The sequence below is a fragment of the Bifidobacterium longum subsp. infantis ATCC 15697 = JCM 1222 = DSM 20088 genome (assembly GCF_000269965.1).
Classification (GTDB): domain Bacteria; phylum Actinomycetota; class Actinomycetes; order Actinomycetales; family Bifidobacteriaceae; genus Bifidobacterium; species Bifidobacterium infantis.
In genome coordinates this window covers 363,340-382,809 of record NC_017219.1, presented here as the reverse complement: position 1 = coordinate 382,809, position 19,470 = coordinate 363,340, and the positions used below count along the sequence as shown (strand labels likewise).

Here is a 19,470-nt window from a genome sequence, read left to right as displayed (position 1 = left end):
ACGGAAGCAGGAGGTGCGTATGACCGGCATTATCGATTACGCGCACACCGAAACGCGCTCCTTCGCCGACTTGCCGTTCAACGAAATCGACGCCTTGATCATCTCCACGCTCATCTATGAGGATGTGGCCAGTATCTGCCCGACGTTGATGCTGGATGAGACGCGGTCAGGCTCGTTCGCCGCACGCATTCGCGCTTTCGAGCCCAAGCATCCACTGATCTGGTTGAAGGGTATCTGGCATCCCGAGCTTGAATCGGTAAGCCTTGACGAGGCCAACCGCGAGCTGCATCGTTCGCCGAAAACGCATGCCGACGACAAGCCGCACGAAGCCCAAATGGTTTCAGTGGTCAATCCGGACCTGACCCACGACCTGTTCCAGGCCGCAGGCGAGAACCCCCGCTACGCCAACGTTCGCCTGGGCGCGGTGGTCGAGCGCATCAATCAGGGCGAGCAAACCCAATTCGCCGCCGCCACCTTCCAACTGCCCGACGGCCACAAGCGCCGGAAGCCGACCTACAAAGGCACGTTGGTTATTTCCTTCCGCGGTACCGATGATTCGCTCATCGGATGGAAGGAAGATTTCAATATGGCTTTCCAGTATCCGGTGCCGGCGCAACGTTCAGCCAGCGCCTATCTGGATACGGTGGCGCGACTGTGGGAAGGTCCGATTATTCTGGTCGGCCATTCCAAGGGAGGCAACCTGGCGATTTACGCGGCCATGAACGCCGACCCCAAGGTGCGCAAGCGCATTCAGCATGTCTATTCACTGGACGGCCCCGGTTTCCCGCCGGAGATTGTGACCAGCCCCGCCTACCGCACCATCCAGCCGAAGGTGACGAAAATCGTGCCAAGTTCGTCGATTGTGGGCATGATTTTCGAGACCCCGGAGCCTTGCCGCGTGGTCTCTTCCGATTCGGATGGCATCATGCAGCATTCCGCCTTCACCTGGCTATTGGATGGTGACCAGTTCATCACCGAGCCGGATTTGAGTTCCAGCTCGCAGTTGTTTAACGAGGAGCTGAACCATTGGATCGCCACGCTTACGCCCGAACAGCGCAAGCGTGCGGTGGACGCGCTGTTCACCGTGCTGCACGCCAACGGCGCCACCAGTTTCAGCGAGGTGATGAGCAACTTCCCCGCTTCGATTCCGGCGATGCTTGGCGCGTATGTAGGGCTGACCCCCGCAGACCGGCGTCATTTGGTTGAGGCCCTGGCGATACTGTTCAAGGCGTCCACGGCCAAACGCAGGCCGACGCCCGCCCCAGCTTCCGCACCAAGTTCTGCGACCGCCAAAGGAACAGCCGAGACCCCAGCAGGAACCGCGACAGGAACCGCGACAGGAACAGATAGAGCGGCCCCGGCCAGAGCCGATACCGATGCCGGCACCGCAGCTTCGCCCTCAGCGGAGGACGCAACTGAAATCGCCGATTAGCTCATAGACATGTCCACAAATAATAGTTATACTGCCCAATAAGTTATTAGACAGCGTGACCATATCACGCTGGTGCATCAGGAGGAAGAGATGCCACGTCCACGCCATGATTCCGAGGTGCTGCCCGCCAAAGAACGCCTAGAGAACGCTTTCTGGGAATTGCTCGCCGACCGCGACTACCGCAAGATCACCGTCACCGATGTGGTGCGTGAGGCTGGCGTGAACCGTAATTCGTTCTATTATCACTTCTCCAGCCTGCCCGAATTGGCCGATTCAGCCATCCTGCATCAGGTCGAATCGATTCCGATCAACCGCACCCCCGACCCAAATGGCAATCCCGAGGAACAATGGCGAGACCGCGTCACCGCCACGCTCTCAGATCCAGAGCAACGGCAACGCCTCGACCGCCTGGCCCTGTTGGCAGGCCCGCACAGCACGCTTGAACTGACCGAATCGCTGCGCGACTTCTGCCGTCTGCAAATGCTCAGCACATTGCAACGCGACCCCAAGAACCTTGACCTGAAAACCGATCTCATGGTCGAGTTCACCGTGGGCGGCATGCTCGCCGTGCTGCAACGTTGGCCCGAATTGAGCGACGCCATCGAAATCAAAGACCTGCTTAAAGAAGATGTGGCCGTGCTGGCCATGGGCATATACCTGGCCATGAGCCAAAAGGACATGCTTAATTACTGGAATCGCATCTTCGTGCACAATGCGCAGGATTCGGCCGCCCCCGGCATGCATGCCGCGCCATCCCCCATCTCACCGTCGAACGGCCCCGCAGGATTCCCCGGGTACACCGCTTGACCGAAAACCAGTGAGTCTGGATTGCTTCCGTCGAATGAACCCTGCGTGAGGTTTCTCACAAGGCGCAATCAGCCTCTCATGCTGGCGTTTCCAGCCCTCACACAGGAAGATGGAAGCATGAGCGAAACATCGAACAAAACCCGTCTGGAACATGACTGCATCGGCCAGATGGAGGTGCCGGCGAACGTCTACTGGGGCATTCACACCCAGCGCGCTATCGGCAACTTCCCGGTCTCCGGCATCACCGATAGCCAACATCCCGAGCTGATTCGCGCCTATGCCACGGTCAAGCGCGCCTGCGCCATCGCCAATGAGGAATTAGGCCTGATCGACCCGGCCAAGGCCGAGGCCATTCGCTCCGCCTGCCTGGAAATCGAGGCCGGCAAACTGGCCGATCAGTTCCCGGTCGATGTGATGCAGGGCGGTGCCGGCACCTCGTCGAACATGAACATGAACGAGGTGATCGCCAACCGTGCGCTGGAAATCGCCGGCCACCAGCGCGGCGATTACACATACATCCATCCGAACGACGACGTCAACGAGTCGCAGTCCACGAACGACACCTACCCGGCCGCCTGCAAACTCGCGCTTATCGACGCGATCGGGCCGCTCGCCGAGTCCACCAAGAAACTCGCCAAGGCCTTCCACGATCTGGCCGACAAACATATCAATGACGTGACGATCGGCCGTACGCAACTGCAGGACGCCGTGCCGATGACCTATGGTCAGGAGTTTCATTCGTTCGCCACGCTGCTGAAATCCGATTTGGCCGCGTTCGACCGCGTGGTGCCGTTGCTGGCCCAGCTCAACCTCGGTGCCACCGCCATCGGTACCGGCATTTGCGCGGATCTGCGGTTCCGCAAGTCCGCCATCAAGCATCTGGCGCACATCACCGGGCTGCCAGTCACCGCCGCGCCCGATCCGGTGGCCGCCATGACGGATATGGGCGCGTACGTGGCCACGTCGGCTGCCATCAAGAGCCTCGCCGTGCACCTGAAGAAGGCCGCCGACGATTTGCGACTGCTCAATTCCGGGCCGCGCTGCGGTTTCAACGATCTCAACGTGCCGGCTCGCCAGGCCGGATCGTCGATTATGCCGGCCAAAGTGAACCCGGTGATCCCCGAATGCGTCAACCAGTGCTGCTTCACGATCTTCGGCATGGACGTGACCGTGAATTGGGCCGTGGCCGAGGGACAGTTGCAACTGAACGCCTTCGACCCGGTGATGGTGCACGAGCTGTTGACCGGCATGGCCCTGTTGACGCGGGCCATGGAGACATTCCGCGTCAATTGCGTGGAGGGCATCGAGATCCACGTCGGTCTGGGACGCTCGTATGCCCAATCCTCGCCGTCGATCGCCGCCGCACTCAACCACTACATCGGCTATGAGCATGCGGCCGACATCGCCGCCGAAGCCGTGCGCACCGGTCGCACCGTGCGCGAGGTGGCCGGCGAACGCACCGATCTGCCCGCCGAGCAACTGGATGAGATTCTCGACCCGATTCGTTTGGCCAGGGGCCTCGGACAGACCTGCCGCGAGCATCGGGACTAGGCGTCACGGCGACGTCATCACCACGACGATGCTGCACCGCGATACCGGTGGTGCCACCGGCGGCACGCCACCGACGGCACCACCGGTATCGCACCACCAGCACCACCGCAACGGCCAAAACCCGACGTGGGCCCGCATGTTTACGACTTCACCAGAAATGGTCGATACAGTAGGGCATATGACCGAATATGCACAAGACATCGCACACTGGTTCCAGGTCAATGCGGGCAAGCTCATCTGGCTGGCCGTCGTGCTGGCCGTCGTGTTCGCGGCCGATCGCGTGATCAGCCGCGTGCTGCGCAGGGTTCTGGATAGTTCGCAGATTCCCAGCGCCTCGATTTTCGTGAATCTCACGCGCGTGACCATCTGGGTCACCGGTACGGCGATGGTGCTGCAACCGGTGTTCGGCATCAATCCGACCACCCTGGTCACCGCCCTTGGTGTTGGAGGTGTGGCGATCTCGCTGGGTCTGAAGGATACAATCGCCAACATCATCGGCGGCTTCGGCCTGATGCTGGGCCGCGTAATCCAACCCGGCGATCTGGTGACCATTCAAGGCGTCACAGGTACCGTGCACGACATCACCTGGCGTCAGACCGTAGTGCGCACCCGCTCCGGGGACATGATGGTCATCCCCAATTCGGTACTCAATACCGCCGCCCTGACCAAGCTCACGCCGGTCAGCGAAGGCATGGCCACGCTTGAATTCACGGCCAAGGCCTCCGGCGACCCGTCCGCTATCAGTCAGGATATTCTCGACCGCGTAACCAAAGCCACCGCCGACGTGGCACTGGAGGGCCAGCCACCGCTGGTCAAGTTCACCGGCTTCTCCCCTTACGGCATGACCGGCCAAGTGCTTGTGTTCGCGCGCGAGGGTGTACTGCCTTCCACCATCAAAGATATGGCGGCGCGAGCCATCGCCGGCTCGGGCACCAAATACCTTGTTGAAGATGGCGGCTCGTCAGACAATCTGTGATATCTCCCGGCTCGCCTCTCTGGGTCCGGCTATGACAGTCATGCGAACAGCATCCAACCGGTGAGAATCACAGTCAACAGTAGGTACGAGATAACGCCGGGATTGGCATAGGCGGTGCGTATTTTAAGCCCAGCAGGCAACTCCTCTGGCGCAAGATAGAACTCCCAGATCTTGCGCTTGGTGATAAGCAGCACGATACCGGCAATGCAGAGGCCCAACATCACTGTGCCGTACAACATCATGATGCCCATGCCGCCCATGTTGCCGGTTTCAGCCATACGCATGATTTCGGCCTCGCTGATTGTGCCGTCGAGGATGCGGGGATCGATCTGTTGTATCACCAATGGGGCGAGTACTGACCCGTTCAGGTTGATCAGCATGTGCATAGCCACTGAATACCGCAGTCGGGAGGTGCGTGTGTATACATATCCGAACATCAGTCCTAGGCCAAAGGCGTAGAAGAACTGGAACACGTTCATATGGAATAGCGCGAATGCCAATGCGGAGAACATGATTGCGGTCTTTTCTCCGTACCGGCGCAGGCGGGAGATAATCTCCTTGCGAAAAATCCATTCTTCGCAAACCGGTGCCAACAGGCCTATGAACAATGCGTTCACCCGCCAGTCGCTGCCAAGAATCACGTCGTTGATGCGATTGGTGGCCTGACCATCAGTGGCTCCGGCAGACAATATATTGCCAATCATATTGCCCAAGAGCATTACCGGAATGCACATGACGAAAATCTGAATGAACTCCCCCGCCTTCATGGGGTACTGCCGGGTGCGAATAACCGGTACGCGAGTGAAAGCCAACATACTCAGCGGCATGGCCACCACATACAGCGGCCCGGAGGAGGCGAGCAACACAGCCCAAGCGGGCACATCGGCGCCAAGCAGCGTTCGTAGTGCTTCAGTGGCCAGAATATTCAGTCCGATCCAGAACACCATCATAATGGCGAGCGCCGAGCCGATTGTCGAAAACCGGCGATGGGCCGTGAACCACCAATCGCGCGGGGTTTGTTGCGGCTGCTGTGGTCGCTCAGGTACCTGCGGCTGCTGCGCCGGCGGCATTGGTTTGCTCATACTTATCCCCCATAGTTACTGGCCGCAAACGGACCGATCACACGTGCAATACTCTTCAAGAATACGGCACGGCGTTTCGATTGCATTGGGAATGGGGAGGAAATCATCAATGGGCAAGGAATGATCAACGTCAATCATTCCCAATGACGAGAAAGTCCCCTACTCTGCAAGATTACTGTGGGACGCCACGCGATTTTACCCAATTTTTTCGCGGCGGCCCACACCACTCCACATATGACTGGTGACGCCGCACGAAGAAATGGCGTCATTGCAACGATTCCCCAATACATTCTGTGGGACGGCACGAATGTACATCGTTTGACGTTCATGCCATCCCGCACCGGCGTGGGACGGCACGCGATAATCGCCCAAAAATCGCCGCCGTCCCACACACATCATTGCCGATAAGCCATTCGACGATCGTACAGTCACAAAAAACAGAACAGAACCGCACGATCATCGCAGCGCCATTCAGCAGGCGAGCGCGGCGACCGGACGCGGGGCGACAATCACGTCATCGCCCACCGCCAGACCGGCCGGCAGCTCGCTGGCGGGCAGCTGCACGGTGGCCTTGAGCTGTTCACCCTTGTTCCAGCGCTGGTATTCGCCGGAGGTGATGACCGTGTCCACACGAACCAAAGAGCCAAGGAAGTGAATGACCTCCACGCGGGCGCGTTCGCCGACGTGCGAATCGCTGCTGCCAGCCAAGGCCAGCATCAGGTTCTCCGGGCGCACGAGCACGGCCACGGAATCGCCCTTGGCGGAGCCGGCGAGCAGCGGCACGCGCTGGCCGAAGACCACGGCCTCGTCGCCATTGGATGCGCCGGGCAGGCGGTTGGTGAGTCCAATGAACGTGGCCACGTACTCGGTGGCGGGGCGCTGGTACAGGTCCTGCGGGGCGGCGATCTGCTCGATCTTGCCCTTGTTCATCACGCCGATGCGGTCGGCCACGGCCAGCGCCTCTTCCTGATCGTGGGTCACGAAGACGGTTGTGGTGCCGGTGGTGAGTTGGATGCGGCGAATCTGGTCGCGCAGCTGCACACGCACCTTGGCGTCGAGGGCGGAAAGAGGCTCGTCGAGCAGGAGCACGCGCGGCTTGACGGCCAGCGCGCGGGCCAGGGCCACGCGCTGTTGCTGGCCGCCGGACATCTGCTGCGTGTATTTCTTGGCCTGATCGGCAAGCCCCACGAGCTCCAGCTGTTCCATGGCGATCTTGCGGCGTTCGGTCTTGCCCATGCCGCGCACTTCAAGGCCGAATTCCACGTTCTCAAGGGCGGTCATGTGCGGGAACAGCGAGTACGCCTGGAACACCATGGCCATCTCGCGCTTGTTCACCGGCACACCGGTGACGTCCTGTCCGCCGACCATGATGCGTCCGCCTTGGATATCTTCGAGACCGGCAAGCGATCGCAGCGCGGTGGACTTGCCGCAACCGGATCCACCGAGCAGCACGACCATTTCGCCGGGCTTGATGTCCAGGTTGAAGTCGTCGAGCGCGTGAACGGTGGAGCCGGGATAGATCTTGACGACGTTCTGCATCTGAATGGAACCACCGCCGCGCTTGACGGTGTCTTTGAGCAGGGCCTTGGCGGCCTTGGTCACGTCCTTGCCGCGCACGCCCTCGAGGGTAGCGGTGGGATCGTTCTTGAAGGCGTCCTCGGCGGTGGAGGACACGGCTGCCGGGATGGCCGGGGACACCGGGGCAGCGTCCACTGCGGTACCGGTTTCCTGACGGGTGGGAGTTGAATCGTTGTTCATCGGGTCACTTACCTTCCCTTGACTTACGCATTGCGTCGGAGATCAGGTCGAGCGCAACGAGGAGCACCACGCCGAAGAGCAGAGCCAGCAGCGACATGGCAGTGGAGATTTGAGAATTGGACTGGCCGAGCTGGTAGAGCGCGACCTGCAGGTTCATACGGCCGAGCAGCGAGGCGACGGTGTATTCGCCCAGCACCACGGCGATGGAGATAAAGGATGCCGAGAGAATCGACTGCCATAGGTTCGGGATGATCACCTTGAAGAACACTTTGGGCCAGGAGGCGCCGAGCGATCGGGAGGCTTCGACCAACGTCTTGACGTCGATGGAGTTGAGGCCCACGGCGATCGCGCGGAAGGCGAACGGCATCACGAGAATCACGTAGGCGAAGCACAGCCAGATTGGGTTGGTGCTCAGCACGTCGGCGGACAGCCAGCGGTAGATCGGCCCAAGACCCACCACCAGCACGATGGCCGGAATGGTCAGCGGCAATGTAGCCACCCATTCGATCGCACGCTCCAAGGCTTTGGACCGAATATGCACGATGACCATGGTGGGCACCAGCAGGATGAGCATGATCGCGACGGTGACGGCGCTCAACGACAGCGAGATGCCGACGCCCTGCCATAGCACGCTCAGGTCGGCGCCCAACGATTCGCCGTTGCCGGTGAAAATCGCCGTCCACGGCGCGGCCGACCAGCGACCGGACAACGGGTGCCGCAGCGTGAAGATGAGCATGGCCAGCAGCGGCACGAACAGGAACGCCAGGGTGACGAACAGGATCACGAATTTGATGATGCTCTGTTTGCGCGCGCGGGCGGCGCGCAATTGCGGCGGCTTGACGCCGGTGCCGACGGTTTCGACGGTGCCGACGGTGCCGGTCTCGGTGCCGACGGTTTCGACGGTGCGTATGGTTCGGGAAGTCATTGCCAACGTCCGGCCCTCTTTTCCACGGCGTGGCTCAGCAGCATGACGATGGCCACGACGATGATCATTGCGAATGCCAGCACCTGCGCGAAGCCCTGCTGGTTGGGGTCCATCTCGTTGCGCATGGCACCCTGGATCATGAGCGGCACCAGGATCGAACGCTGGGAGAACAGGGCGGCGGCGGTCGCATAGGCGGAGAACGCGGAGGCGAACAACAGCAGGAACGCCGAGATGAAGCGGGGTGCCAGAATCGGACAGGCCACACGCGTCCAGTACTGGAACGTATTGCCGCCGAGCGACTCGCAGGCTTCGCGCCACTGTGGACGAATGGAATCGACCGCGGGCAGGAAGATGATGATCATCAGCGGAATCTGGAAGTAGCAGTAGACGGTCACCAGCCCCGGCAGGGAGCTGAGCCAGTTCGGGTTCACGGTATAGCCGGTCAGGGTTTCGATAAGCATGGTGCCGATGCCGTTGATGCCGATGGTGGCGATGAATGCGAACGCGAGCATCACGCCGCCGAACTGAGCAAGCACGGAGGAGATGGCGGAGACCATACGACGCAGCAGGCCGTTCGGCTTGGCACCGATGACCAGCGCGTAGGAGGCGAGTGCGCCCACCACTGCGCCGATCAGAGAGGATGCTAAAGACACCAGGATCGAGGTGCCGAATGCGGCGATGGTGTTGGCCTCGAACATCTTATTGAAGTTCGCGAGCGTGAAGTTGCCACTGCGGTCCTGGAATGCACCGACAATCACGATGACGGTGGGTGCGAGCAGGAAGCAGGCGGTGTAGGCGAAGAACGGGAGCGTGGTGGCGAGCGTGCCAAGCTCCTGACGATGCTTCGCCAGTGCGGACGAAGCGGGGGACGATGCGGCGGACGGACCCGCGGCCTTGGAGGCGACGGGTCCGTTCGGTGCGATGGGTGCGATTGCGGCGGTCATCGTGGACTCTCAGTTGCCGATCGTCTTGTCCCAGTTGTTTTGAAGCCACTCGGTGATGCGGGTGGAGTCATCGTTGCTGTAGGTGACCGGCTGGCCTTCGATGGTGATGGCGTCTTTCAGGGTGACCTGGTCGACGGTGCCGTCCGCCTTCATGGAGTCGAGCAGCACCGGGTTGGCGCCGCCCTTGAACCACAGGTTCTGGGTTTCGGCGGTGTACAGGTATTCCTCCCACAGGCGTGCGGCGGCGGGGTGCGGCGCGTCCTTGTTGATGGCCTGGTTGTAGTAGCTGACAACCTGAGCTTTGGGGAAGGTCTTGTACTTCCAGTTCACGCCCTTGGACTTGAGTTCCTTCTTGTAGGAGGCCTGGTTGTAGGTCCAGTCGAAGACCACACCGACCTGGCCGGAGTCGATGGTGCCGTTGGTCACATCGATGGTGGTCAGGTTGCCGGCTTCCTTGAGCTTCTTGAAGAAGTCGAGACCGGGCTGCAGGTTGTTGATGTCGCCGCCGGCGAGCTGGTTGACCATCAGATAGCCGTTGAAGGCCGCGCCGGCCTCGGTGGGCTTGCCGTTCATGGCCACGGTGCCGGCGAACTTCGGATCGAGCAGGTCGTTCAGGGAGGTGACATCGCCGTACTTGTCGGCGTTCCAACCCACGGACATGATACCGGTGTAGTCGGCGTAGTAGGCACCATTGGCGTCCTTCTGCTCGTCCGGAATCTTGTCCCAGGCCTGCACCTTGTACGGGGCGAAATAGTCGGTGGAGGTGGCGGCGATGGCCTGGCCGACGTCGAAGACATCGGGGGCGGCGTCGGTGCCCTTGTTGGTCTTGGCTACATTGAGCTCTTCCTTGGAAGAAGTGTTCGGATCGAGCTCGGTGATCTTGATCTCCGGGTACTTCTTCTTGAAGCCCTCGATGACCTCGCCGTAGTTGGACCAATCATGCGGCAAGGCGATGACGTTCAGCGCGCCTTCTTCCTTGGCGGCCTTCTCGAGGTCTTCCATGGTGCCGAAGTCGGCGAGGGAGATGGCTTTGGCGGACTTTTCATTCACGGTGACGGCCTTGCCGGTGCTTTCGCCGGTGCCATCGGAGGAGGCGTTGCTCGAACCGCAGGCGGCCATCGAGAACGCGAGTACGGCGGCAAGGGAGCCGGCCGCGATCTTACACAGGTTGTTCATACTGTTCCTTTTCTCAACATCATCCAGACGATGGTCTGGGGAATCAGGCCCGTGATGCGCGGCATCCGCACGGCCTGCAAATCCAAGAGAAGAAACTAAGCGTCCAACCTGTCCTGACGGTGGCGCGACGATGAACTGCGTTCGCCATTTGGTGTCCGTCCGCTGAACTTAGGGAAACCCGGCATGAACGAACGACGGGAACGGGCACGGCAACGACAACGGACGACGTGTCGTCCGTGGGCCGACCACCGGCCGACCCACGTCATCCGCCCGCCGCGCAGCGCCTACCGCGGCACGCCCTCGATCTACCTCAGCACACCCTCAATCAATCGCGTGATGAGTTCGGTGTAGCTCACTCCGGTGGCATCCCAAGCCTTGGGATACATAGAAATCGGCGTGAAGCCGGGCATGGTGTTGATTTCGTTGACCATCACCGTGCCATCAGGCGTCACGAAGGTGTCCACACGGCTCAAGCCGGCACCATCCACGGCCTTGAACGCACGCCGGGCCACGTCACGCACGTCCTCAAGCACGCTGACTGGCAGATTGGCAGGCACTTCCACGTGGCTGGCGGAGGCATCCATGTACTTGGAGTCGAAATCGTAGAACTGGTCGTCGTTCTGATGATCGAGCACGATTTCGCCGGGCCAGCTGGCTTCAGGCTCGTCACCGGCCTTCGGACACAGCACGGCACATTCGATTTCGCGGCCATCAATCCCCTGTTCGACGAGCACCTTCCAATCGTGCTCGCCGGCGGTGGCGATGGCGGCGGCCAGACGATCCTGCTGGGTCTCGCGGTCATCGGCTTTCTCGACCTTGGTCACACCGAAGCTGGAGCCTGCGCGCGAAGGCTTGATGAACAGCGGATAGGTAAGACCGGCGTCCTCGATCTTGGCAAGCACATCGGCGGCGGTGAAGTTGCGCGCATCGACCGTCACACCCGGCGCGGTGGGAATGCCGGCGGCACCCAGCACCACCTTGGTGTAATGCTTATCCATGCAGGCGGCGGAAGCAAACACTCCGCACCCCACGTACGGCACACCCATCATTTCCAGCAGGCCTTGAACCGTGCCGTCCTCGCCATAGGGGCCGTGCAGCACCGGCAGTACCGCGTCCACATGGCCAAGGGAGGTCAGCGCATGGTGCATTTCCGGGTCGGGCATGCTGACGAAGCTGGTGCCGAAGCCGGAATCGGCGGAATTGATGTGGCTGGGCTCGCCGATGAAGAAACCGTCCTGGCCGCGAGAGGGGTCAAGCATCACCGGGCGCGATTCCGGGGTGATCTTTACGGTCGGCAGCTCGCCGCCGTCCAAGTTCCAGCCACGAGGATCTTCGCCGTTGATGATCCACTTGCCGTCCTTGGTGATGCCGACCGGAATCGGCTCGAACCGTTCAGTGTCCATGGCCCCCAGCACACCGGCAGTGGAGATGCAGGAAATCGAATGCTCGTCTGCACGCCCACCATAGAGCACCACAACACGCTTCTTGGCCATAACCATCCTTTTATTGAAACTACAACCGTTTTCAAGCCTATGCTTTGCACCGCCAACCGGACCGAACCGCGCTCGGACCGCCGCGCACAAGAGACACACACCAGTCTACTCGCGCACGTCAACGACGTATACGCCACACGACTTTGCACGTACAACGTATACGCCACGTATACGTCGCTTCTCTCGTTATTCGCCGGTAACCTCGTGCCCGAACAGTCCGGCAAGCATCTCCGAGCAGGAAATGCCTTCGTTCAGCACGCGGCTCATCTGATACGCCAATGGGGTCGGCACATCAAGCTGCTCGCCAAGAGCCACCACCGCATCCGTGGTGGGCACGCCTTCGGCCACACCGTTGCTGACCTTGGTGGCCTCCTCGACCGTCAATCCCTTGCCGAGATTCGCGCCGAACGTATAGTTACGAGACAGCGGAGAGCCACAGGTGGCGATGAGATCACCCACACCGGCCAAGCCGAAGAAGGTCTTGGGATCGGCGCCAGCAGCTGCGCCCAGCGCGGTCAGTTCGGCCAGTCCACGAGTTTCGATCATGGCTGCGGTGTTCTCACCATAGCCGGCACCACGGGCCATGCCCACGGCCAGCGCGGTCACGTTCTTCAGGCTGCCGCACATTTCCAGGCCGATGACGTCGGTGGTCACGAACGGCTTGAAATAGGAGGTGGTACATGCCTCAGCCACCTTCGTGGCATTATCGAGGTTCGTACAAGCCACCACGGTAGCGGCAGGATGACGATCGGCGATTTCCTTGGACAGGTTCGGTCCGGAAATGGCGGCGAACCGGTCGGCCGGCAGGTCAAGGGATTCGCGGACGACTTCGTCCATACGCTTGTTGGTGCCACGCTCGATGCCCTTCATCAGGCTGACGACGATGGCGTGATCAGGAATCAGTCCCTTGAATTCGACGAGTGCCACTCGCGCGAACTGCGCGGCGATGGCCACAACCACGATGTCCGCGTTCTTGACGGCTTCGGCGCGATCCCCGGTGGCGGTCATGTTGTCCGGCAACTTTTCGACGGACGGCAGGCGCACGGCGTTGTGGTGGCGATCGCGAATGTCCTCGACAATCCGCTGCTCCTTGGCCCACATGGTCACCGTGTTGCCGGCGTCCGCCAGCACTTGGCCGAAAGCGGTACCCCATGCTCCTGCACCGAGAACCGTTATATTTTTACCCATATCAAATTCCTACCTTCGCTTGTCGCGCAACTTCATCGGTACAATCTTGTGCCATGCTACTCGCCTAGGCTCCCCGTACGGGAACCGGTGCGGCTACTTCTCAGCCGGGAACGGGCCGCCGGCTTCAGGCCAAGGCTTGCGACTCATGCTGCGGTAGTCCCAGTAGCCTTCAGCGGGGAACTGTTCGCCACGAATTTCCTCCAGTACTGTGTTCATGCGTTTGAGCACGCGCCACATCAGCTCGTTCACGGCCTCGGCAGGCGGTTCTTCACCCCATGAGTCCATGTCGGCAAGCAGATCGGAGTAATCGAGCGCATGGTCATAGCACATCACCACGTTTTTGCGCGGCCATGGCCACCAGTGGTTGATGGAGGCGGCACCCCACGTCACCGCCGGGTACAGCGGCACCTGATGCCCCAGTCTGCGCGAGGATTCAAGGGCGATATATCCCACGCCCTCCTTAATGCTCATCACCCACTTTTTCGGGTCGCGGGTCACGGTGCCTTCCGGCCAGACCGTCAGCGGGCGGCCGGACGTCAGAATATCAATCGAGGTCTCTTCGATCTGCTTGGCCTTGCCCGAATGACGCTGCACCGGCTGCATGCCGACCAACTGGAACCACTTGCCGATCAATGGCCACTTCGCCATCTCGGCCTTGGCCATGTACCGGGGGCGGCGGCCCATGTGGAACAGGCTCATCATCGGCACGAACACATCAAACATGGTGATATGACTGGCGGCGGTGATGAACGGTCCGGTTTCCGGCACCTGTTCCAAGCCCCAGGCCTTGGTCTTGCAGCTGGCGCGGAACACCCCAGACACGCCGGCCAGCAACCGTTTCGTGGCCTTGGGGTTCTGCGCGTCGATCTCCGGCTGATTGGGCGTGCGAGGGCCGGTCGGGTAATACTGCGTCGGGTCCACAAGCGTATGACGGGCGGCCAGACGCTCGACCTGGGCGTCGCTCAGCGGGCTGACGGCCGAACGCGGCGACGGTTTTCCTTTGGATGCCATGGTCTCTATTGTGGCACGGACCACCGCCCAACGATTCCAGCGCAACATTCCCGGGAATGTGCCGCGGAACCACACCTCACACCCCCGCCTAGCGCGACATTCCCGGGAATGCGTCGCACAATACGCGGCGGCCCGTCTGCACACACCATGCGCGCAGACGGGCCGCCGGGGAAACGTTCGAATCACTCCACCGCGATGGCGTCAATCTCCACGAGCGCGCCCTTGGGAATCATGTTGTTGCCAAAGGCCACGCGGGCGGGCTTGACGGAGCCGATGAACGCCTCAGCGTAACGTGCGTCCACTTCCTTGAAGTCCTCGACGTTCTTCAGGTAGATGGTGGCACGGCACACATGCTCGATGCCGGTGCCGGCAGTGTCGAGAATGTGCTTGATGTTCTTCAACGCCTGCGCGGCCTGCTCTCCAGCGGTCTCGCCCGCCAGTTCGCCGGTGGCCGGATCGATGCCCAGCTGGCCGGATACGAACACGAAGCCATTGGCCTTCACCGCCTGGCTGTATGCGCCCAGCGCGGCCGGCGCCTCGGAAGTGGCTACGGCTTCCATCTTTTCGCTCATATTGTGCTCCTTCTCATCTTGGGGCGCCCACCTGCTGCGGCCGGCGCCGGTACACATCACCACCGGCTACGACCAATCGCACGATCGGCAACGATTGGCAATGCCGATTACGTAGCAGTCTACTGAGCGAAGTCGCGTTTAGCGCGCATGATGCCCGGCATACGGCCATCAACAGACTATTCCTTGCTATTCCAGACGATTCGGCTACCTTTCTCGCCAAACCGGGCGGTTTTTCCACAACCCAAGCGAGCCGGCATCACCAGCCTTGCCATTGCCGACACCAGCACCAGCACCAGCACGCGCCGAATATGCAAAAGGCTTCCGGCGGCTAGCCGAAAGCCATGCTGGTGGGCTTGATGGGGATCGAACCCACGACCTTCTGTTCCGGAGACAGACGCTCTATCCACTGAGCTACAAACCCGAGTAACTTCTTTACTGTACACCACATCACGCTGCATGAGGCACATACGTCGCCAAAATAACGAGAAAATCGCCATCATCGGCTCTACAATGAGGTTATGTCGGAACCTACAGATGACTTCGAATACGAACGCCGCTTCTTCTGCCGCGAGCTGCCGGCGGAATACGACGACGGCGACGCCCCGACCCTCATTATTCAGAGCTACTACGTGCATGCCGACAATTACGCCTTGCGCGTGCGGCTGGTCTCGCACAAGGTTCACGTCGACATGACGCCCGACGTAAATCCGGTGGCCGTGCTGGACGAGTACCGCGACCGGTTCTCGGAAGCGTATATCACCGTCAAAGGTCCGTCCGTGGGTGGCACGCGCTACGAGGTCGAGCGCGAGATCGACACGCGCATCGCCGCCGAACTCATCAAGCGCGGCGGCTCGGTAATCATCAAGAACCGGTATTCCGTGTGGATTGCGGAAGACGGCTGGAGCGTGGACGTGTTCGGCGGGCCGAACGCGCCGCTCATCGTAGCCGAGGCCGAACGATCCGGGCCGGTTACCAATCTGACGATTCCGAAATTCTGCATCACCGAAATCACCGATCAGGCGCGATTCAATAACGATGGTCTCGCCAACCGTCCGTTCTGTAAGTGGGCGGACGATTTCGAGGAGGAGCTGGCGCTGGAGGGGCCAAGATTCCAGCAGTATTTCGGGAAGAATCGGATGGTTTAGGGGAAGCAGTCAAGTACGCTCGCGCGCTCCTCTCAGTCATCTACGCCTGACAGCTCCTCTCAAAGAGGGGAGCCAAAACCACTTAGTACATGAGGGTGGCTAGGCGACGGCGGGCGCGGGCCAGACGCGGGTCGGTGGGTTCGGGGATGGCGAAGTATTCGAGCAGACGCTTGCGAACCTGCTCGATATCGGCCTTGTGCCCGGCGGCCAAAAAGTCCAGCAAACGGTCGAAAGCGTCTTGAATCTGGCCACCAATCATGTCGATATCAGCCACGGCCAACTGCGATTCCACATCGTCCGGCGCTGCGGCGGCAGCGGCACGTACGTCACGTACATCAGCGGCCCTGGAGCGGGCCAGCAACAGCGCCTTCGCACGTTCGCGGGCGGCCAGTGCATCGGACGGGTCGGATTCGAGCACGCGCTCGTATTCGGCGGCGGCACCGGCGTAATCGCCCTCCTCGGCCAAACGATGGGCTTCGGCATGCTCCGGCGGCACCTGCTCAGCACCCGCGCCGGCACCGGTGGCACCAGCGCTCTTGGCGGCATCGGAATCAGGATCACCCGAGTACGGCGCGGTACCGTTCACACCAGACTGTGCGGCGGCCTGAATGATCTTCGGAATCACCTCGTCGGTAAGTTGCTTGAGCTCGTCGTCACCCGGAAGGCCCTGCAACAGCGGCATCGGACGGCCGGCAATCAACGCAAACAGTGCGGGCGCGCCCTGCACTTGCAGCGCTTGGGCAATCGAGGGATTGGACGAGATATCGATACGGGAGAGCTGAATCTGGCCGTTCAGGGCATTCACCGCGTCGCCCAGTACACGGGCCATCGGGAACAGGCGGTCATCGGTCGGCACCCACAGGAGCAACAGGATCGGGAAGGTCGCAGAAGTCTGCACCATTGCCTGGAAGGTGTTTTCGGTGGTGTCGATCACGTACCCACCAGCGGCAGGCGCGCCGCCCGCTTGGCCGGGCTCGGCCTTGACCTGATGCTTCAGCGCCTCCAAATCGACGGCACCCGCCAATGAGACTCCCGGATTGAACTGCTGCTCTGCCATAATGCCTCCCGATTCCACGCGATTCGCGTACAACAACAATCACATTTGCTGACATTGATTGTAATGCCGATTCCCACCACGTAGTGATTCTTCCACTACGCGGTGAAATTCCCACCACGTAGCAAAACGCCCACCACGATGTGACCCCAAACGGCACCATTATGCGAAAGGTAAGATTTTATCGACATCGTGGTGGACGAATCACATCGTGGTGGGACGTTAACCGCGCGGTGGGTGGCGGCAACAATTACAGCGCTTCGACCTTTACCGGCTGACGGTCGGCGCCCACTGCGGTGATTTGCGCACCGGAGCTTGCCAACGGAATGTACAAGGCCACCACGTTCACATACGTGACCTTCATGGTGCTGGTGTACTTGTCGCTATTGAACAGCGCCTTCTCGTCGTCGGAAGCCGGCTGCGATTCGCGGCCATCCCCTGCCTTGCGAGTCCATTCGCCGTTAATACGGCCAACCACCAAATCACCGGCACCGTCTGCAGCACGCATCACCCACATCTGTTCAGGCACAGCGGTGAATTTTTGCTCTTGCGTACCATTGTTGCGTTGCATACCTTCCTGCACCTTGGCCGTGGTATTGGCCAGTTCCTGGCGCAGCAGATCGTCTGCGAACTTGGAAGCGTATTGGCTCTTGGAGCCGTTCTGCAGCACATCGGCGTATTGGGTCAAGGCATCGGCGGGAGTGGCCACCAGCTTCTCATCCTTTGCGGTGCCCATCTGCGAGCCAAGAGTCGGAATCTCGAACTTTGGCAGCTTGGCTCCCTCAAACAGTCGAGCCATGGCCATCAGCTTGTAATTCTGCTGGGCGGATTCCTGATCGAAGACCAGCAAACGCTTGGACTGCTGATCTTCGGTGGTGGTCGTGATGGTGAACACCGAGCGAGGCCATCCGTCGTCCGTAGGAATCACCGTCTGGGCGATGTCCTTGGGAATGGTCGCATATTGGGACATACCGCCGCCACGCTGATTGATCGTGGTCTGGCTGATGCGAATGTCCAGCTGGGGCCCGCCCATAACGGCCGCATATCCATCGGGATTCTTGGCCTGATCGGCTTCATCGATCGTCTTGAGAATCTTCAGGCGAATCTTCTTCTCCTGCGTCTCGGTCAAATCCGGCGCAACCTTGGTGGAGGTATCAGCAGCCGGCGTCGGCAGCCGGCCTTCACAGGCGGTCAACGGCACGACCAACGCCACGCAGGCGAGGGCGGCCACACACAGTTTGTTCCATCGCTTGTTCATCAGCTTTCCTCCTGTCCGGCATCGGCCGAGTCGTCTCCGGTATTGACCTCTTGGGCCAAGCGGGAGAAGTAGGCCTGCAGTTCGTCAGGGGTGATTACCGAAGTCGCTTCGTTATCGCCGGCGCTGAAGCCGGTCTCAGCGCCGCTCTCGGCACCGGTCTGCTGGTCGGCGACCAGGTTACGCGAACTTGGGTCGATGATAACCGGTGTTTCGGTGGCTTCAGATTGCGAGGACGCACGGCCCGAACGCTGATGCGTGGCGTGGCGGCGACGATTACGTCGACTTGCCCCATCCGGCTTCCCGGACACTGCGATGCTGGCGGGCGCCTCTTCCTCAATTACGGCGCTTGCCGTGCCTTCCACCATGCGCTTGCGGCGCTTATGCGGCGGCATGGCGAACACGGAGGCGCACAGTACGGCCAGCACGGCCAGCAATCCGCCGGACAGATAGAACGGCATCGCAAAGTCCGGCACTGCGGAGCGCACCCAGTGCAGCTGCACCTTGGCGTTGGTGACATTTTCGCCCAGATCCACAATGGCTACCGTCGAGGCGCCGGTCTTCTTGCTCTCCAGCGAAACGGACCCAGTGCCGCATCTCACGTCAGTCCACATATCGGAATCCTTGAACGACACCGCGCCATCGGCACTGGTAGGCGCTCCCTGACTCGTGCTGCTTCCCTTCCGGGTGCTCAGCTCGCTCCATGACGCCAATCCGGTGATGCGGGTATAGGACTTCTCGGACGCGACCCATCCGGCAACATCCTTGGCCGGCCCCAACGCCACGCACGCCTCGTCCTGAGAGGATCCCGAGTCCACGGTTATCGTGGCGTTCTGATCCAACAAGGTCAGCACATTCGGATCAGTGACGGCATACCGGGAGCCGCTCATGGTTGCGGAAGCGGTGATTTCAGTGGAGGGCTTCCATATCGTGGCATTCATGTACCCCAACACCACAGCCGCCACGGCCAATAGGCCGAAGATAGGCGTCACCACTCCACGCATGATCTTGGCATGACGGGATGGACGCTTGGCGCCCTTATCCGGTCTTGTAGTCTGTTCTTCAGCACTCATAACTCAACCATTCTACAATCTTCACCTG

General features: G+C 60.8%; 17 protein-coding genes and 1 tRNA gene. 5 read left to right on the top strand and 13 right to left on the bottom strand.

The window, feature by feature from the left end; translation table 11 throughout:
• Positions 1 to 19: 19 nt before the first annotated feature.
• From BLIJ_RS01705 to BLIJ_RS01690, 4 genes are all read left to right on the top strand, one after another.
• Complete coding sequence (locus BLIJ_RS01705; protein ID WP_012576762.1) at positions 20 to 1,432, top strand: DUF2974 domain-containing protein; 1,413 nt, start codon at positions 20 to 22, stop codon at positions 1,430 to 1,432.
• A 90-nt stretch (positions 1,433 to 1,522) separates the two neighbouring features.
• The gene (locus BLIJ_RS01700; RefSeq protein WP_012576761.1) at positions 1,523 to 2,239 is read left to right on the top strand and encodes a TetR/AcrR family transcriptional regulator; all 717 of its coding nucleotides are present in this window, start codon (positions 1,523 to 1,525) and stop codon (positions 2,237 to 2,239) included.
• Positions 2,240 to 2,356: 117 nt separating this feature from the next.
• A complete protein-coding gene (locus BLIJ_RS01695; protein WP_012576760.1) occupies positions 2,357 to 3,790 on the top strand; it encodes an aspartate ammonia-lyase in 1,434 nt (477 codons plus the stop codon).
• Positions 3,791 to 3,968: 178 nt separating this feature from the next.
• Complete coding sequence (locus BLIJ_RS01690; protein ID WP_012576759.1) at positions 3,969 to 4,766, top strand: mechanosensitive ion channel family protein; 798 nt, start codon at positions 3,969 to 3,971, stop codon at positions 4,764 to 4,766.
• A 38-nt stretch (positions 4,767 to 4,804) separates the two neighbouring features.
• On the opposite strand, the gene BLIJ_RS01685 is transcribed toward BLIJ_RS01690, so the two are convergent.
• From BLIJ_RS01685 to BLIJ_RS01640, 10 genes are all read right to left on the bottom strand, one after another.
• The gene (locus tag BLIJ_RS01685) at positions 4,805 to 5,836 is read right to left on the bottom strand and encodes a CPBP family intramembrane glutamic endopeptidase (RefSeq protein WP_041981662.1); all 1,032 of its coding nucleotides are present in this window, start codon (positions 5,834 to 5,836) and stop codon (positions 4,805 to 4,807) included.
• Positions 5,837 to 6,319: 483 nt separating this feature from the next.
• Complete coding sequence (locus BLIJ_RS01680) at positions 6,320 to 7,606, bottom strand: ABC transporter ATP-binding protein (RefSeq protein ID WP_014484553.1); 1,287 nt, start codon at positions 7,604 to 7,606, stop codon at positions 6,320 to 6,322.
• Between the two features lie 4 nt (positions 7,607 to 7,610).
• Positions 7,611 to 8,531: an ABC transporter permease gene (locus tag BLIJ_RS01675; RefSeq protein ID WP_014484552.1), complete on the bottom strand. Its 921-nt coding sequence runs from the start codon at positions 8,529 to 8,531 to the stop codon at positions 7,611 to 7,613.
• Complete coding sequence (locus tag BLIJ_RS01670; RefSeq protein WP_012576755.1) at positions 8,528 to 9,475, bottom strand: ABC transporter permease; 948 nt, start codon at positions 9,473 to 9,475, stop codon at positions 8,528 to 8,530. The genes BLIJ_RS01675 and BLIJ_RS01670 overlap by 4 nt, the downstream gene beginning before the upstream one ends.
• Positions 9,476 to 9,484: 9 nt before the next feature.
• Positions 9,485 to 10,651, bottom strand: coding sequence for an ABC transporter substrate-binding protein (locus BLIJ_RS01665; protein WP_012576754.1), 1,167 nt, complete (start codon positions 10,649 to 10,651; stop codon positions 9,485 to 9,487).
• 305 nt (positions 10,652 to 10,956) lie between these two features.
• Positions 10,957 to 12,144 carry a D-alanine--D-alanine ligase family protein gene (locus tag BLIJ_RS01660; RefSeq protein ID WP_012576753.1) on the bottom strand — a complete coding sequence of 396 codons (1,188 nt, stop codon included), beginning with the start codon at positions 12,142 to 12,144 and terminating at the stop codon, positions 10,957 to 10,959.
• Positions 12,145 to 12,330: 186 nt separating this feature from the next.
• Positions 12,331 to 13,332, bottom strand: a complete 1,002-nt coding sequence (locus BLIJ_RS01655) for an NAD(P)H-dependent glycerol-3-phosphate dehydrogenase (RefSeq protein ID WP_012576752.1) — start codon at positions 13,330 to 13,332, stop codon at positions 12,331 to 12,333.
• Positions 13,333 to 13,425: 93 nt separating this feature from the next.
• Positions 13,426 to 14,343 carry a lysophospholipid acyltransferase family protein gene (locus BLIJ_RS01650; RefSeq protein ID WP_041981660.1) on the bottom strand — a complete coding sequence of 306 codons (918 nt, stop codon included), beginning with the start codon at positions 14,341 to 14,343 and terminating at the stop codon, positions 13,426 to 13,428.
• A gap of 182 nt (positions 14,344 to 14,525) precedes the next feature.
• Positions 14,526 to 14,915, bottom strand: coding sequence for a Rid family detoxifying hydrolase (locus BLIJ_RS01645; RefSeq protein ID WP_007054771.1), 390 nt, complete (start codon positions 14,913 to 14,915; stop codon positions 14,526 to 14,528).
• A 345-nt stretch (positions 14,916 to 15,260) separates the two neighbouring features.
• Positions 15,261 to 15,336, bottom strand: a tRNA-Arg gene (locus BLIJ_RS01640).
• Positions 15,337 to 15,433: 97 nt separating this feature from the next.
• Here BLIJ_RS01640 and BLIJ_RS01635 point away from each other — a divergent pair.
• Complete coding sequence (locus tag BLIJ_RS01635; protein ID WP_012576750.1) at positions 15,434 to 16,060, top strand: CYTH domain-containing protein; 627 nt, start codon at positions 15,434 to 15,436, stop codon at positions 16,058 to 16,060.
• 82 nt (positions 16,061 to 16,142) lie between these two features.
• On the opposite strand, the gene BLIJ_RS01630 is transcribed toward BLIJ_RS01635, so the two are convergent.
• The 3 genes from BLIJ_RS01630 to BLIJ_RS01620 form a co-directional block, all read right to left on the bottom strand.
• Positions 16,143 to 17,117 carry a tetratricopeptide repeat protein gene (locus BLIJ_RS01630; RefSeq protein WP_012576749.1) on the bottom strand — a complete coding sequence of 325 codons (975 nt, stop codon included), beginning with the start codon at positions 17,115 to 17,117 and terminating at the stop codon, positions 16,143 to 16,145.
• Between the two features lie 247 nt (positions 17,118 to 17,364).
• Positions 17,365 to 18,372: a DUF8094 domain-containing protein gene (locus tag BLIJ_RS01625; RefSeq protein ID WP_012576748.1), complete on the bottom strand. Its 1,008-nt coding sequence runs from the start codon at positions 18,370 to 18,372 to the stop codon at positions 17,365 to 17,367.
• On the bottom strand, positions 18,372 to 19,442 hold the full coding sequence (locus BLIJ_RS01620) for a hypothetical protein (RefSeq protein WP_012576747.1): 1,071 nt from the start codon (positions 19,440 to 19,442) through the stop codon (positions 18,372 to 18,374). The genes BLIJ_RS01625 and BLIJ_RS01620 overlap by 1 nt, the downstream gene beginning before the upstream one ends.
• Between the last annotated feature and the right edge of the window lie 28 nt (positions 19,443 to 19,470).